The 17015-nt window shown below is 31.8% G+C and carries 17 protein-coding genes; 3 read left to right on the plus strand and 14 right to left on the minus strand.

Annotated features, from left to right (window positions below):
* Positions 1-38 precede the first annotated feature (38 nt).
* The 8 genes from LQ598_RS06270 to LQ598_RS06305 all read right to left on the minus strand — a co-directional run bounded on the left by LQ598_RS06270 (position 39) and on the right by LQ598_RS06305 (position 8062).
* Positions 39-1370 (minus strand): bifunctional metallophosphatase/5'-nucleotidase, encoded by a 1332-nt coding sequence (locus LQ598_RS06270; protein ID WP_016911623.1) that lies wholly within the window; start codon positions 1368-1370, stop codon positions 39-41.
* Between the two features lie 12 nt (positions 1371-1382).
* Complete coding sequence (locus LQ598_RS06275) at positions 1383-2204, minus strand: sulfite exporter TauE/SafE family protein (RefSeq protein ID WP_107556636.1); 822 nt, start codon at positions 2202-2204, stop codon at positions 1383-1385.
* A gap of 11 nt (positions 2205-2215) precedes the next feature.
* Positions 2216-3064, minus strand: a complete 849-nt coding sequence (locus tag LQ598_RS06280; protein WP_107556637.1) for a DUF72 domain-containing protein — start codon at positions 3062-3064, stop codon at positions 2216-2218.
* A gap of 167 nt (positions 3065-3231) precedes the next feature.
* The gene (locus LQ598_RS06285) at positions 3232-3864 is read right to left on the minus strand and encodes an ATP-binding cassette domain-containing protein (protein WP_239745363.1); all 633 of its coding nucleotides are present in this window, start codon (positions 3862-3864) and stop codon (positions 3232-3234) included.
* Positions 3861-4223, minus strand: a complete 363-nt coding sequence (locus LQ598_RS06290) for a YxeA family protein (protein WP_016911619.1) — start codon at positions 4221-4223, stop codon at positions 3861-3863. The genes LQ598_RS06285 and LQ598_RS06290 overlap by 4 nt, the downstream gene beginning before the upstream one ends.
* Positions 4223-6226, minus strand: a complete 2004-nt coding sequence (locus tag LQ598_RS06295) for a hypothetical protein (protein ID WP_239745364.1) — start codon at positions 6224-6226, stop codon at positions 4223-4225. The genes LQ598_RS06290 and LQ598_RS06295 overlap by 1 nt, the downstream gene beginning before the upstream one ends.
* Positions 6227-6468: 242 nt before the next feature.
* Positions 6469-7722, minus strand: a complete 1254-nt coding sequence (locus tag LQ598_RS06300) for an N-acetylmuramoyl-L-alanine amidase (protein ID WP_239745366.1) — start codon at positions 7720-7722, stop codon at positions 6469-6471.
* 19 nt (positions 7723-7741) lie between these two features.
* Positions 7742-8062 carry a phage holin gene (locus LQ598_RS06305; protein WP_016911615.1) on the minus strand — a complete coding sequence of 107 codons (321 nt, stop codon included), beginning with the start codon at positions 8060-8062 and terminating at the stop codon, positions 7742-7744.
* Between the two features lie 141 nt (positions 8063-8203).
* On the opposite strand from LQ598_RS06305, the gene LQ598_RS06310 reads away from it, so the two are divergent.
* Together LQ598_RS06310 and LQ598_RS06315 are read left to right on the plus strand one after the other, a co-directional pair.
* A complete protein-coding gene (locus tag LQ598_RS06310; RefSeq protein WP_016911614.1) occupies positions 8204-8533 on the plus strand; it encodes a helix-turn-helix transcriptional regulator in 330 nt (109 codons plus the stop codon).
* A gap of 35 nt (positions 8534-8568) precedes the next feature.
* The gene (locus tag LQ598_RS06315; protein WP_107556642.1) at positions 8569-9033 is read left to right on the plus strand and encodes an ImmA/IrrE family metallo-endopeptidase; all 465 of its coding nucleotides are present in this window, start codon (positions 8569-8571) and stop codon (positions 9031-9033) included.
* A gap of 65 nt (positions 9034-9098) precedes the next feature.
* Here the strand turns inward: LQ598_RS06315 and dgoD are convergent, their stop codons facing one another.
* The 5 genes from dgoD to LQ598_RS06340 are packed head-to-tail and all read right to left on the minus strand — an operon-like array spanning position 9099 to position 13905.
* Positions 9099-10247 (minus strand): galactonate dehydratase, encoded by a 1149-nt coding sequence (dgoD, locus tag LQ598_RS06320; protein ID WP_107556643.1) that lies wholly within the window; start codon positions 10245-10247, stop codon positions 9099-9101.
* Between the two features lies 1 nt (position 10248).
* On the minus strand, positions 10249-10893 hold the full coding sequence (locus LQ598_RS06325; RefSeq protein ID WP_107556644.1) for a bifunctional 4-hydroxy-2-oxoglutarate aldolase/2-dehydro-3-deoxy-phosphogluconate aldolase: 645 nt from the start codon (positions 10891-10893) through the stop codon (positions 10249-10251).
* A gap of 12 nt (positions 10894-10905) precedes the next feature.
* On the minus strand, positions 10906-11859 hold the full coding sequence (locus LQ598_RS06330) for a sugar kinase (protein WP_239745375.1): 954 nt from the start codon (positions 11857-11859) through the stop codon (positions 10906-10908).
* A 20-nt stretch (positions 11860-11879) separates the two neighbouring features.
* Positions 11880-12665, minus strand: a complete 786-nt coding sequence (locus LQ598_RS06335) for an SDR family NAD(P)-dependent oxidoreductase (RefSeq protein WP_239745368.1) — start codon at positions 12663-12665, stop codon at positions 11880-11882.
* 13 nt (positions 12666-12678) lie between these two features.
* The gene (locus tag LQ598_RS06340; protein ID WP_107556645.1) at positions 12679-13905 is read right to left on the minus strand and encodes an ROK family transcriptional regulator; all 1227 of its coding nucleotides are present in this window, start codon (positions 13903-13905) and stop codon (positions 12679-12681) included.
* Positions 13906-14138: 233 nt separating this feature from the next.
* On the opposite strand from LQ598_RS06340, the gene glcP reads away from it, so the two are divergent.
* Entirely contained in the window at positions 14139-15506 is a 1368-nt protein-coding gene (gene glcP / locus LQ598_RS06345) for a glucose transporter GlcP (RefSeq protein WP_016911608.1), read from the plus strand.
* A gap of 102 nt (positions 15507-15608) precedes the next feature.
* Here the strand turns inward: glcP and sufB are convergent, their stop codons facing one another.
* Positions 15609-17006 (minus strand): Fe-S cluster assembly protein SufB, encoded by a 1398-nt coding sequence (gene sufB / locus LQ598_RS06350; RefSeq protein WP_016911607.1) that lies wholly within the window; start codon positions 17004-17006, stop codon positions 15609-15611.
* Positions 17007-17015: the final 9 nt, after the last annotated feature.

Raw genomic sequence — 17015 nt, forward strand, 5'->3', positions numbered from 1 at the left:
TTCATTATAACCAAAATACGTATAAATTTAAATGCTCCTTACACTTTCTTTTCACTTTGTAATAACTTTTGTTCGAAAATATTTCTTAAAAATTGAGGCATGATATAATTTATATTCATTTCTTTTAAAATCGGGAAATATCTACCAAAAGTATACATGTCAATTGTCCCTAACTTATATTGTTCGTGATCTTGAACTTCCTCACCTTTAACAAAACATTGACCTGTAGATTCAATATAACCGATATTTTTAAAGACATATCCGCCAAAAATATCTCCTCTAAACCCAAAACCGATCGCAACTTCATCCATATAGGACTGTTCCATCGCTTTATAAATAATTTGTTTAAGTTCTACACCTCTTAAATTAATCGAAACTGTATTAATTGGATGAGGTAACATTTGATGTACATCATATTCGGTTAATTCGTTTCCAGCTATACCTTTAACAATTAACCCTGCATTGATGATAGCACAATCTGCCTCTGTAAACTCTAAAACACTTTCACAAAGTAAATCTGTTGTATAGCTAGCACTATTTAAACGTCGTGGTAAAGATATCTCTCTACTTAGAATTGGCTTGTTTAAGAGTGCCCTACCTTTTTCTTCATAATTATTAGTCACTTCTTCTAATAAAGTTGTATCGAGAATACAAGCTTCTTTATGAATAACTTTATGATGTTCAATCTCTAAATCGACTTGTCCAACATAGTGTCCGTATTTACCAGCAGCAGCCATCAGCACACCATTTTTTTCTTCACCATGTTCAAAATAATGATGCGTGTGTGCTCCGAAAATAACATCAATTTCTGGACATTCTTGGCATAATTGCTCATCAAAAAATATTCCAACGTGGCTCAAGACAAGTAATACATCATAGTCTTCTTTAACTTGAGCAATTTCATTTTTTAATGCAAGTAATGGGGATGTCACTTTCCAGTCTAACGTTTCATATATATGGTTAAATGGTGCTGTAAGACCTATCATACACACTTTTATACCATTCACATCTTTAACGACGTGAGATGTTAAATGGTTAGGTAAATTGCCTTCAAGATCAAATAAATTACAACACGTTACATCAAACTGAGCATCATCATACAAGTGATTAAGTGCATCATGAGAAATTGTCATACCTTCATTGTTACCTATCGTGACAACATCAACATTGCTATCATTTAATATTTTAACATTTTCAGTACCTTGTGACGCTTCTGTTAATGGATGAAACAAATCTATATGGTCACCTATATCAATATATAAGGAATCTTGTTGAAGTTTGCTTCTTTCATTTTTAATATATTGAGATATTTTTGCATATGTATTTAAATGGCTATGAATATCATTCGTATGAAATATTGTGAGTTTCACAAATTCAACTCCTTATAAAACACTTTTTATAATCAAATATATACCTAAGATTAACATTGTAATCCTTAAAATTAAAACAACTGTATCTGATTTCATTCTACTATTAATTCTGACACCAATTTTCGCACCAAAGTAACTTGATATAATCAGTACAATTGCATGTACCCATAAAACATTACCTTGCCAAACGTGACTTACAGAACTCGATAGACTAGAGAAGAAAATCATCATCATACTTGTGCCTACTGCAACGTGGGGTGGGAATTTAAATACGATAATCATCAATGGTGTCATTAAGGCGCCACCACCTATTCCAAATAGCCCTGTCGTAATACCTACAATAAAAGCTGATACTACCGCAGCGACTGGCGGTATTCCATATTTATGCTCTTTCCCATATCTATCTGTAAATGATTTTAAATACTTTTCTTGTTGGAAATATTTAATTGGCTTCACATGGTTACGAATCATTAAAATAATAGAAATGAAAATAAGAAAAATCCCAAAATATAAATTAAATGAATTTAACGTGAAATACTTACTCAAATATGCACCAACTAAAGCACCAGGAATAATACCTATTAAGAATATCAATCCATTTTTTACATCAACTTGCTTCGTTTTCAAATAGCCCAGTGTAGCTGTCAGACCAGTCGTAATTAAGATCACTGATGATGTACCTATTGCTCTTTGTGGGGTCATACCTGACAATAAATCGTGATCAATTCCAAAGTATACAAGTGATGGCACGATAATTATACCGCCACCTATTCCTACTAATGCACCTATGATTGCAGATAACACACCAATAATTACTAACACTAAATATGCCACTTCTGTCACCTCTAAAATAATTTAAGTTGTTTAGGCGCTAAACCTTCATATCTTATATCTAATAATTTTTGGTAAGTTTTGGCATTATGTGCAGCGTGACCACCTGAATTATTATTAAATACTACATAAATATCCTTTGCTTTCTGGTTTAATATTTTCACTTTATGAGTCAATTCTTTTAATTCATCTTCATTATAATCATATAAATATCTCACGTCACGCCACTCTTGATCTGTCATATCTTTTTTAGTCCAACCATTAACATTTCTGCCATGATAACGAACAAAAGCGACATCGTGTGTAATACGATTAATAAGTGGAATAGAGCCTTCTCCACTTTGAGGTTCATCACAAATACTATGAATAAATTTCATTTCAGTTAAAAATTCCAATGTATACTCTTTTACATCATCTCTAAACCAAGAACGGTTACGAAATTCAATGCATACATCAAAATCTTTTAATTGCTCACGAACATATCGCAAATAATTAATATTTTGAGGTTTCAAATCAAACCAAGGTGGAAACTGAACGAGAATCATCGCTAACTTACCTGCCGCTTTCAAAGGTGCCATAGAATCTTTAAATAAATTAAATAACTCTACCTTACCCTCAGCAAAATCAGTAACTTCAGCATGACCAGTTAAAGCTTGATGAATTTTAACTACAAACTTAAAATTCTCAGGCGTTTCACGAATCCACTTTTCAATATTTCTTTGAGGTTGAATCGCATAATAAGTCGCATCCAATTCTACAATAGGAAAATGAGCAGCATATGCCTTTAATTTGTCTTTTTTATTAGAAAGATCCTCGTATAAACTATCATGATCTCCCCATCCAGTTAGGCCAATTTTTATCATATCTTATCACCACATTTATCATACCATACAGAGTATTTATAGTTCAGTTTGTTTGTTTAAATTTATGTAAAAATGGAATGAGACAAAGATCTTATTTTTATAAATAAAGGCTAAGACAATAATTAATGTCCTAGCCTCTTGAAATTAATATTAAATTATAATAAAAATCATTTAGTGAGTTGTATATTTCTATCACAACATTTCATAACATCTTCATCATGCGTTACAATGAGTATAGTAGATTTACCTTTAAATTCTGATAAAAGCCTTAATATTTTATATTTATTATCATTATCTAGTACTCCAGTAGGTTCATCCGCAAAAATAATAAGAGGCTCTTTTAATAGTAATCTAGCAATTGCAACTCTTTGCTGTTCACCACCACTTAAAGTATATATTTTAGTATTAAATGATTTATTTAATCCAACTTTATTCATTACTTCAATTTTTAATTCTTTTTTCTTAGACTTACTCAATTTTTTATATCCTAATACAACATCCAAGTTATATTCTATTGTTTCGTGTGTTATAAGTGCATAATTTTGAAATAAATATCCTAATTTATTTCTATACAATAACATCTTCTTTTTGCGATTCATCTTCGTGATATCATCGCCATCAATATAAATAGTCCCGTTATCAATTTTTTCTAACCCACACATGCAGCCTAACAAAGTAGATTTTCCAGAACCACTTTTACCTGTTATTGCAACCATTTCTCCTTTATTTACATGCAAATTCAAATCACTAAATAAATTAATACCATTAAATTGTTTACTTAAATTATTTACTCGAATCATTGCTTAATCATCTTTTCATACTCAGATTGACTAATATACTCAATAAAATAAACCCATTTACCTTTATGATCGATTTTGACATATTTTTCAGAAGGACTATGGCCCTTGAAGTCCAATAAATAGTTGTTTTTCTGACCATTTGCATTATAAGATTCTATACCTTTATAATCTTGAATATCCACCAGTTCTTGCTTACTTAAATGTTCAGCATCCTTACTATGAGGAACTTCAGCATAACTCCACTCTCTTTTAACTAAAGGATTTATTAAGTCTAATTTTTCGTCACTATTTTTCAGAACAAACGAAGCTATACAAATTAATATAACACTAGCCAATATAATAGAAATAAGCTTCTTCATTATTGAGTCTCACCTCTTCTCGCATCTTTCAATAAATGATATTCGTATCGATTTATGAATATCACGATAGAGAGTAATTCAAATAGGATCATTAAAAACATCAATGTGAATGAAATTGTTATAATTTCAAAATAATTTGCGATGAATAATGCAACACATGTTGAAACTAAGCTGGTAACTATAAAGGTTATATGTTTATTTATAAATGAATGTCCATGAATCGTTTTGACAAATATAACTTTTTTCTCTTTATCACAATAAACACTAATAATAAATAAATAAACAGATGATATAACTACAATTCCCAAAATGGAAGTAGTAACAGAAATAATTAGATTGCGTTTAATTTCCTTAATATCTTTTAAAACACTGCTGTAAGCATTTGTTAATCCTTGTATCACACTATCACCGTGATTATTAATTGCCTTACTTTTAATTAAATCATAGTCATTAAAAAGCAATAACCCTTGTGATGTAGCAGCACTATAAAATGAAATTGGATAATAACCTTTTGGTAACAAGATTAGAACAGGATTATAAGAGAAAACTTCTTTACTATAAACACCTGTACTATAGTTAAATAACTTATCATTATTTTCTATTTTATGAGCTTCAATATCCAAATATTTCTCTTTATTTGGTATGTTATCAATTTCATCGTAAAATTGAACTTCTTTCTGTATATCCTTCTTAATTTTATTGATGTTTTTTTGGCTATACCCTTTTTCAGGAATTAGTGCAATAATCTTTGAGTAATCAATATTTTGCCTATCTACTATCTTAATATCATTTCTTTCAAGATAAGTTTTGTTAACATATATTGCATTATTTATATCATATGCTTCTCCAGATTTTTCCCAATTGTAATGCCTATGATATGTTAACACCCAATTCTTTTCTGGTATATTATTTAATAAATTTATAATTTCTTGATCTGAGTGCTTAAAGTGGTTTTTATCCGTCTCAATTTCATTAGTCGTAATTTCTGCTATATACAAGTCTTTATTTTTAAACCAATACTTTTCACTATTAGCATTATCAACTATTTCTAGATAGTTAAGTATAGAAATTGATATTACGTTTAGTAATGTTAGCGTTACAATTATTTTAATGATATTTGGTAAATATTGAAAACCATTTCCTACACCTTCATATTTTATATATTTTTCAATATGATAAGTTTGTTTGGAAATTAGCCAAAAAGACACCAACAATATAATGACTAAGATATTATAGAAAATTAAAGCAAACATTAAAAACAAGAAAAATACATATCCAATTTGAGCTAAATGATTATACAAGTATAATGCTACAGTTACTATTAAGGTGACAAATATGAACTGTGTTATAAAGAATTTTGTTGTTTTATATATTTGAAAACAACAAATCCTTCTTGTACTATAGCCATGTATTCGCTTGATTGACATTTCCTTCACTGAAGAAAGTTGTTCATATAAAATAGCTATGAATAAAATCACTAATAAAATTATCATTGTAGAGAGCAATTGATAACTACTTATATATTCAACTATTATAAAATGAATTGGAAATTTATAATCTGTAATTGTTACACCATGTTCTTTTAATACTTTATAAAATTCATTAGGCAATTCATCTTTAATAAAAAAGGTTGTACCTACAAGATTTAGTTTATCTAAAATTTTATTATCAGGTTCAATTAACTGATATTTCTTTTCACGACTAAATGGTAATTGATTAAATTTAAATGTCTCTTTTAAATTATACTGAGCTAAAAATTTAGTATTAGCGTTATCGTCATAGTTCTCATTTACTCGAATCATTGATATATTATTCTGGCTAGAAAGCTTAACTAATAAACTATTTATTTCTTCTTTATTGTGCTTTTTATCCCAATTTTCAATAACTATTGCTTTATTGTAGCCGGGCAATTTTATATCATCATAATATTTGTAAAAATTAAGGAATAAAAAAGTTGTGATAATGAAAATAAAAAATACAGTTATTTTAGTGACATTTTTCATGTATCATCCTCCTTTTTTATTACTTAAGAATAATATATTTAATTCGTAATATTCTGTCAATATATACTTATCCATAATTTACCAACAAAACCCCCGCTATCTTTTTGTTGATAGCGGGGGTTTTATGTTATATTGAAAGGTGTTAAGGATACCTTACATAATTTTATTAAATGATGGCCGTCATTGGATAATGTTTATGTCTAAGGTATTTTTTTCTGTTTTATTTTCCATTTTTACATCTCCTATTTCAATTTTAATACTTGTCCTATTTGTATCACATCTGATGTCAATCCGTTTAATTTTTTTAATGTTGCAACTGTTACCCCTGTTTTTTGGCTAATGCCCCACAGTGTATCTCCGTTAACAACTGTATATGTTGATGGGTTAGTTCCGATTGCTGCACCGTGTATTGCTTCTGCTAATGATTTTGTATATGCATTCAGATTATTTTTAATCGCGTTCATATCTTTAGTTGACGTAATAAATCCTAATTCTACAAGTCTATAATTGATATATTCTGCTTTTGCTACGTTGCAATGTAACAAATCACTTCTTTCTGTGATACCTCTTATCGTGCCAACGTGCTTTTGTACGGCTGCTTGCAATGCTTTGTCAATATTATCTGCTGCTAATCCACTAGGTATAATAACGTGCCCTCCTGTTGCTGATGCCGATGCAGAATCTAAATGAAATTCCACAAAAATTTCATACCCTTGTGATTTAACCCAATACAAACCATAATCAGTCGTGTTACCTATTTGTTGTCCATAGGCTGTATCTTGATACATATCTTGATCTTTACCGTAAACTGCAACTGTGTTTCCTGCTTGTTTTAAATAGTTAGCTACTCTATCTACAATATTAGCTCTAATAAAATCTCTTTCATTTGTTCCATTTCCAACTGCACCTGGATCATTATATCCATGCCCTGCTACGATCATAATTTTTCTACTCATTTGAACTGCTCCTTTATTTTTAGATTGATCTAACTTTTCGTTTAATTTTGTAATATCATAATTTTCTATCGGCTTACCACTGCACACTCTTGTGACTTCGTTTGTAATATTTTCTCCTTTTTTGCGCAATTGAATATGCAAATGTTCACTCATTGGATTGTCATCATAATTCGTATTACCTTGTAAACCAATCATATCTCCTTGAATGACTTTATCTCCTTTTGAAAATTTCAAAGAATCTCTCATCATGTGTCCATATATCCAATCGTTACCATTGCTATCTCGAATTTCCATCGTTCCACCAAAATTACCAAATGGTTCACTAAGTATAACTGTCCCACTTGTAACTGCTGGAATATTATTTGTCTTGTTATTAAATACATCAAAAGCTCTATGATAGCCACTGCAGAATGCATCGTAATTGATACCGTCTTCCGTATAATTTCTATATCCGTATTGTTTCGGATATTCATCATAAGTTCTTGGATCTGATGATATTTCCCATCCTTTTTGAGTTAAATAATTGATTGCTGTTAACATTGAATCATCCTTTCAAATTTTATTTCTTTCCTGATTGTTTTAAAAACTGTTCTTGTTCTCTAGAGCGATTCGTTAAAATGAATGTATTTTTCCAAATTCCATAGAGTACAAATACAATTGGGATACCTGTATTGAGTACATTCATCCATGCATTTAACTTTTGAGGATTAAACCATTCAACTTGAACACCAGAAGCATTTAAAGCTAAATATAAAGCGCCAATAAATCCTCCTATCATTGCAACAAACTGCTTAACCTTATCCGGATCAATTTGAATTTTGTTTTCATCTTCTGAATAATTCAAGTTAACCTTATTTGTTTTGAAGTTCATTTTAACCATGTCTATCACCTCCTTGGTTACACTATAGTATAACTTTTGGTTGACGTCAATAACTTTTAGTTATATTTATGATATTTTTATTGAAAAAATATAACCAAGAGTTATAATGTAAGTATCAATCATATAAGGAGCGGGAAACTTATGGTGTCTGAAAATAAACTCTCTGAACAAATTAGTTTATTAAGAACGAAGAATGGATGGACGCAACAAAAGTTAGCGGACGAGTTACAAGTTTCAAAACAATCCATTTCATATTGGGAAACAGGTCGTAAAGCACCAAAGATGAAAAAAATAGAAGAAATGGCTAAATTGTTTAACGTTAGCGTGAGTTATATGTTAGATGGGGAAGCTAAAAGAACTTATAACTCGACTGCTGAAACTATTGCAGCACATTTAGATGGAGAATTAACAGAAGAAGAACTAAAAAAAGTTTTAGAATATGTTGATTTCTTAAAACATCAAAATAAATAAAACGTATTTTAGACAAAACTTATGGTGGGGATAATTTGAACAGATATGAAAAAATGCTTATCAATAATGAACACATCGTCATAAAAGAAACAAATAACCTTCCTCGACAATTGAAAGGTTTATATGTAGATGGATTAATTTTATTGAAAGATGATTTATCTAACAGAGAAAAGTTAGAAGTTCTAGGAGAAGAATTAGCCCATCATGATATTTCTTATGGAAATATACTTGATACAACAGAATTATGGAAATGGAAATTTGAACATAAAGCAAGAAGATTGGGCTTCGAGAAAATTATACCTTTAAAAAGTATCATCCAAGCATATCAAGCAGGCGTGCATAATAAGTTTGAGCTCAGTAATTATTTAGATGTATCAGAAGGATATATAGATGAAGCTTTAGAACACTATAAACAGAAATACGGTATCAGTACTTGGTATGAGCATTATTTAATTAAATTTAATCCATTACAAGTGTACGAATATAAAGAAATACATTAGAAATATAAAAAATCACCCAATCCGTTGGAATCATTTTCGGATTGGGTGATTTTTTATATTCCTCTTTACCACTCTGCGATACTTCCATCTTTATGTCTCCATACTGGATTATGCCAGTCATGGCTTACTTTTGCCATTTCTCTAACATGATCTTCATCAATCTCTACGCCTAGTCCTGGCTTTTTAGGTATATTTACATAGCCATCTTGAAACTCAAATACTTCTTTATTTTTAATATAGTCTAATATATCACTATCTTTATTGTAATGAATGCCTAGGCTTTGTTCTTGTATAAATGCATTATGACAAGTTGCATCTACTTGTAAACAAGAGGCTAACGCTATAGGACCAAGCGGACAGTGTGGAGCTGCGCCTACATCATATGCTTCTGCCATAGAAATGATTTTTTTACATTCTGTAATGCCGCCTGCATGTGATAAGTCTGGTTGAATGATGTCTACATAACCACTTTCTAATATAGGTTTAAAGTCCCATCTTGAAAATAGTCTCTCGCCTAATGCTATTGGTATCGTTGTCGTTTGACTAATTTCTCTTACGGCTTCTATATTTTCGCTTAATACGGGTTCTTCAATAAACATTGGTTTAAATTGTTCTAATTCTTTCGCTAATACTTTAGCCATTGGTCTATGTACCCTACCATGAAAATCAATGCCTATTCCTAATTGATTGCCAACCGCTTCACGTATACCCGCAACACGCTCTATAACAAGATCTATTTTTCCATAACTATCTACATATTGTAATTCTTCAGTTGCATTCATTTTTATTGCTTCAAAACCATTTTCTAAAGCTTTTTTTGCAGCATTTGAAGTATCTTGAGGTCTATCGCCACCAATCCATGAATAGACTTTCATTGAATCTCTACATGCGCCACCTAATAGTTCATGTACAGGTGCATTATAATATTTCCCTTTTATATCCCATAAAGCTTGATCAATTCCTGAAATCGCACTCATTAAGATTGGTCCACCTCTATAAAAGCTGCTTCTATACATCATATTCCAATGGTCTTCTATATTTAATGGATTCTTACCAATTAATTGTTGCATAAACTCATCTACTGCTGCTCCAACAGTACTGGCTTTACCTTCAATAACAGGTTCTCCCCATCCTATCAATCCTTCATCAGTTGTGATTTTTAAGAACAACCAACGAGGCGGTACTTGAAATAGTTCATAATCAATTATTTTCATATTATGCACGTCCTTTTTCTAAATGTACTTTGTTATAAAATGCTTGAGCTGTTTTTTCTAATTCATCATAATATGCATCGCTTGTCTCGACTTTAGTATTGACTAACGCACTTCCTAAACCTACACCAACTGCACCAGCTTTTATAAAATCAGCAACATTATTTAAATCAACGCCTCCTGTTGGTAAAAGCGGTATATGTGGCAATGGTCCTTGTAAATCTTTTATATAGCTTGGTCCCATCGTAGTAGTTGGGAATACTTTAATAATATCGCCTCCATATTCATAAGCTTCTAATATTTCAGTTGGGGTTAAAGCACCTGGTATACTTACCACACCATATTTCTTAGTCATTCTAATTGTTTCTTTATTAACGGTAGGAGATAAAATAAAAGTAGCACCACTCAATATTGCTAATCTCGCAGATTCAGCATCTAATACTGTTCCAGCTCCAACGACCACTTTCCCTTTCATTTCATTAGCAATTAAATCAATTGATGCTAAAGCTTTTGGTGAATTCATCGTTACTTCTATAGCTCTAACGCCAGCTTTATATAACGTTCTCACAATAGGTAAGACATCATCCGGTTTTGCATTTCGTAAAATCGCAATAAGTTTAGTTTCTTTTATTATATTTAAAGTATCCATATAAATTGCTCCTTATCTAATAACATCATCTGTATTGATATTATTTTTTAATTGTTTAATTTCTTCTTTACTCGGTAAACCTTCAACATCACCTTTAACAGTCGTCACCAGTGCACCTGCATTACAAGCTTGTTCGACAGCATCATGTAAAGATAATCCGTCTATATAACCAGCTATAAATCCAGCAGCAAACCCATCTCCAGCTCCAACTGGGTCCACAACTTCTACGTTTTTAGAAGCTTTCGCATATCCTACATGTTCATCATTTTCGTAATAAGCGCCTTCACTACCAAGTTTGACGATTACTGTTGAGGCGCCTAACGCTATGATGTTCTGAGCAATCTTTTTTTCAGACCTTTCGTTAAATAGAAATGCGCCTTCGCTTATTCCTGGTAAGACAATGTCGCTTAATGAAATGATGTTTAACAACGTTTCTCGAGCTTGCTCTTCATTCCATAACTTAAGTCTTAAATTAGGATCAAATATAATTTTTAAGTTAAGCTTTTTTGCTACAGATATTAAATGAAATATTGTATCTTTACAGTCTTCGCTCAATGCTGGTGTTATTCCAGTTACATATAAATACTTAAATTGTGCTACATATTCTTCATCAATATTTGAAGTCGTCATTAAACTTGCAGCAGAACCTTTTCTATAATAATGCACACGTGTTTGATCTTGACGATTTTTTTCTTTTAGAAACAATCCTGTAGGTGCATCATCAGTTAAATGAACTGCATCAACATTTATACCTTCTCCACGTACAAATGAAAGAATTTTATATCCTAGCTCATCATTTCCAAGCTGACTAATCCAACCAGTTTTAATGCCGAGCTTTTCTAAACCAATAAGCGTATTTGTCTCTGCTCCAGCAATATGAGTTGTAAAGTCATGTGCATAACGCATAGGACCAACTTCTTTCGGAGCAAACACGACCATCGTTTCACCAATTGATAAAACATCCATCATTTCAACACTCCTTTAAGTTAATAACCTTCTGCGTTGTATAATCGTGCTGACAATCCACCATCAATGACTAAATGTTCACCAGTCATCATTTCAGAATCATCTGAAGCTAAATATTGTGCTAATTTCCCAATATCTTCTGGCTCATTAATTCTTGAAGTTGCATGTAAATATAACACACCTTTTCTGACTTCTTCTTCGTTATCCATTGAATCAAACCAATTTTTCAAGTGAGCTGTATTCGTAAAGCCAGGGCAAATTGCATTAACACGAATATTATATTTACCTAAACTCAATGCCATACCTCTTGTCATGCCATTCACGCCACCTTTAGCCGCTGCATACATGTCAGTATCAGGCAAAGTTGCAATAGAATGATTTGAAGAGATGTTGATAATTGAACCGCCACCTTGCTTTTTCATTTCAGAAATAACATGTTTGGAACATAAGAAAGTCCCTCTTAAATCGATATTGATAATTGAATCCCAATCTTCTACTGTGGCTTCTTCAATAGACTTAAACACTGTAATACCAGCATTATTTACAAGTGTATTAATCTGCCCATAATGTTTAATCGTTTCTTCAACCATGTTGATAATACTTTCTTCTTTAGATACATCTGTTTCAACAAAGTAAGCATCTCCTCCACTTTGCTTTATTTCTTCAACCGTTTCTTTACCAAATTCAGCATCTATTGTAGCAACGACTACTTTGGCACCTTTAAGACTTAACTGCTTAGCAATTCCTTTTCCAATTCCTTTTCCAGAACCTGTGACAATTGCAACTTGTCCATTTAAATTACTCATTCATTTTTCCTCCTTAAAATCTTTTATTAGGGTTAGGCAACGAGAATATATCTTCAACGATTAAAGAAGCTGCGCCAATCGTATATAAATCATTTTCTAAAGCAGATGTAACAATCGGCGTCTGTTTTGCTTCTTCACCCATTACTTTTAGCTGAATGACACGCATTATATTCGATATTAAAACATCACTTATTTGAGTTAAACTCCCTCCTAACACGATGAATTTTGGCCCAAATAAATTAATTAAAATTGTAAATCCAAGCCCGAGATTTCTTCCTATTTCTTCTGCTATATTTAAACAAAGTTCATCACCTTGATTGACTGCTTGGTAGAAATCTTCTATCGTCAAATCTTCTATATTAAACTTTTGAGTTATTATGTGACTCGTTTCACCCATTTTTAGTTTGCGTTTCACTTTTTTCAAAATTGCTTTTTCTGATGTTAAAGTTTCTAGACATCCATAATTTCCGCATGAACATAGAGGTCCATCAGGATCTATCGTTACGTGACCAATTTGTCCGGTAACATGATGTGCACCTTTAAAGATTGAACCACCATTAATAATACTTGCACCTACACCGTAATCCACGATAACTGAAATGAAATTACTTTCATCTTTACCTTGACCAAACCACATTTCTGCTAGCGCTGCACTATTACAGTCATTGTCAATTAGAACTTTTAATTGAGTAATGTTTTCTAAAATCGTCTGAATCTCTACATTTCTCCAACCTAAATTAGGGGCAAATATATTTTTACCTTTTTCCGTATCTACTAATCCATGCATACCAACACCTATGCCAAGTACTCCTATTTCCTTTTCCTTATAAGTTTGAGTGATTGAATTAATTTGTTGCCCTAAATATTCAATCATTTGATCTGGCTCTTTATGCGTATTCATCTCAATTTGTATCTCATATAAGATTTCTGCCTTTAAATTACAAACGATAACTGTTGTAGCATAAGCACCAATTTCTAAACCGACGATGACTTTCTTCTCTTTATTAATATCTAAAGGTATCGGTTGTCTTCCTCTAACTTTTATTTCCGATGGTTTTTCTTCAATCCATTGTTCTTCAATCAGTATAGAGACAATTTCCGAAACAGAGGGCCTAGATAATTCAATGCGGTTCGCAATTTCAACTCTCGATATAGGTCCATGCTTTTGAATCGTTCTTAAAACAAGTTGTTTATTATAATCTTTCATCAAATTTACATTAATTCTTGAAGATTGCTTCATGACAGTCCCCCTCTCATTTAAGTAATGTACGATAACTAATATCTTTTTGTTATTTTAATTTATACTTGATTTTCTATTTGAAAAGGCTTACATTTATAATTAAATCAGATTTTTTAGATAATTACAAATTTTTAGTTATTTAATATAATTAATTCTGATTTAGAATTTTTATTCATTAATCGAATAATTGCAGTTATCTAATGTACTTATTCAAAATACTTGGAGGTAATAAAATGGAAGCAAGCAATTATCGAACAAAGTTAATATTCTTCCTTGGTGCTTTAGGAGGATTGCTTTACGGGTATGATACTGGAGTAATTTCGGGTGCTTTACTTTTCATAAAAAATGACATTCCACTTACGCATATAACTGAAGGTCTTGTTGTAAGTTCAATGTTAGTCGGCGCAATATTCGGTTCAGGGGCAAGTGGTCCTTTATCAGACAAACTTGGACGTAGAAAACTTGTCTTTATCATTTCCATTGTATTTATAATCGGTGCTTTAATACTTTCATTTGCACAGTCAATGATTGTATTAGTGATTGGTAGATTTATTATCGGCTTAGCTGTCGGAGGATCTACTGCAATCGTGCCAGTGTATCTTTCAGAAATGGCACCTACAGATACAAGAGGTTCACTCAGTTCATTAAATCAACTTATGATCACAATAGGTATACTCGCATCATATTTAGTAAACTATGCTTTTGCTGATATGGAAGCTTGGAGATGGATGGTAGGTTTAGCTGTTGTACCTTCTGTTATTCTCATGATTGGCGTATACTTTATGCCGGAAAGCCCAAGATGGCTACTTGAGCACAAAAGTGAGAAAGCAGCTAGAAAAGTTATGGCTATAACACGTAAACAAGGAGAAATCGATAAAGAAATAGATGAAATGAAAGAAATCATTCATATTTCAGAAAGTACGTGGACAGTATTGAAGTCAATTTGGTTAAGACCTGTACTTGTCATTGGTTGCATATTTGCGTTATTACAACAAATCATTGGTATAAATGCCATCATATATTATGCGCCTACAATCTTTAGTCAAGCAGGATTAGGAGATGCTACAGCCATTTTAGGTACAGTAGGTATCGGTTCAGTTAACGTGATTGTGACCATTTTTGCAATTATGATTATGGATAAAATCGATCGTAAAAAATTGCTTATTACAGGCAATATAGGTATGGTTAGTTCATTACTTATCATGGCAACACTCGTTTGGACAATTGGACTCGATTCAACAGTCGGTGCTTGGATTATCGTAGCATGTTTAACAATGTTCATTGTATTCTTCGCATTCACTTGGGGACCTATTTTATGGATTGTGTTACCAGAATTATTCCCAATGAGAGCAAGAGGCGCAGCAACAGGTATTGCGACATTATCATTATCAATCGGTAGTTTATTAGTCGCTCAATTCTTCCCAATGCTCACTTCAGTTATGGGCATTGAACAAGTATTCTTGATTTTCGCAGTCATCGGTATATTTGCAATGATATTTGTTATAAAATATCTACCTGAAACAAGAGGTCGTAGTTTAGAAGAAATTGAAGTAGATTTAAGAAATAGAACATCTTCAGTAGCACTTTCTAAAATAGATTAGTAAAACAAAAAAATCTCTTCACTAGGCTATAACCTAATGAAGAGATTTTTAATTTTAAGAATGGGTATTGATGCCCAAACTATCTATTTTTGTAATGAATAATTAACCGATAGAACCTTCCATTTCAAACTTGATTAGGCGGTTCATTTCAACTGCATATTCCATTGGTAATTCTTTAGTGAATGGTTCAATGAAGCCCATTACGATCATTTCAGTAGCTTCTTCTTCTGAAATACCACGGCTCATTAAGTAGAATAACTGTTCTTCAGATACTTTAGAAACTTTCGCTTCGTGTTCTAATGAAATGTTATCGTTCATAATTTCATTATAAGGAATTGTATCTGATGTAGATTCGTTATCCATGATTAACGTATCACACTCAATGTTAGAACGAGCACCAGTTGCTTTACGGCCAAAGTGTACTTGTCCACGGTAAACTACTTTACCGCCATTTTTAGAAATAGATTTAGATACAATAGTTGATGAAGTATTTGGCGCTTTATGAATCATTTTAGCTCCAGCATCTTGTACTTGTCCTTTACCTGCAAGTGCGATAGATAAAGTCATACCTCTAGCACCTTCTTCAAGTAAGAAACAAGATGGATATTTCATCGTTAATTTAGAACCTAAGTTACCATCAATCCATTCCATCGTACCATTCTCATAAACAAATGTACGTTTTGTAACTAAGTTGAAAACGTTGTTTGCCCAGTTTTGAATAGTTGTGTAACGGCAGTATGCATCTTTTTTAACAATAATTTCAACGACAGCTGAGTGTAGTGAATTTGTTGTATAAACAGGTGCTGTACAACCTTCAACATAGTGTACTGAAGAACCTTCGTCAGCAATGATTAAAGTTCTTTCGAATTGACCCATGTTTTCTGAGTTAATTCTGAAATATGCTTGAAGTGGTGTTTCAAGTTTTATACCTTTTGGTACATAAATGAATGATCCACCTGACCATACTGCTGAGTTTAATGCTGAGAATTTATTATCTGCAGCTGGGATAACAGATGCGAAATATTCTTTGAATAATTCTTCGTTTTCACGTAATGCTGAATCAGTATCTTTAAAGATAATACCTTGATCTTCTAAATCTTGTTCCATGTTATGGTAAACAACTTCTGATTCATATTGCGCTGATACACCTGCAAGATATTTTTGTTCTGCTTCTGGTATACCAAGTTTATCGAAAGTATTTTTAATTTCTTCTGGTACTTCATCCCATGAACGTTCTGAACGTTCTGATGGTTTTACATAATAAGTGATTTCATCAAAGTTTAACTCTGTTAAATCCCCACCCCACATAGGCATAGGCATTTTGTAGAATTGTTTTAATGATTTCAAACGAAAATCAAGCATCCATTGTGGTTCGTCTTTCATTTCAGATATTTTTCTAACGATATCTTCTGTTAAACCTCTACCTGAACGGAAAATAGAAACGTCTTCATCATGGAAGCCATATTTATAATCTCCAACTTCTGGTGATTTTTTAGCCATTTTCTTCAC

It is taken from the genome of Mammaliicoccus sp. F-M27, assembly GCF_022387115.1.
GTDB classification, from domain to species: domain Bacteria; phylum Bacillota; class Bacilli; order Staphylococcales; family Staphylococcaceae; genus Mammaliicoccus; species Mammaliicoccus vitulinus.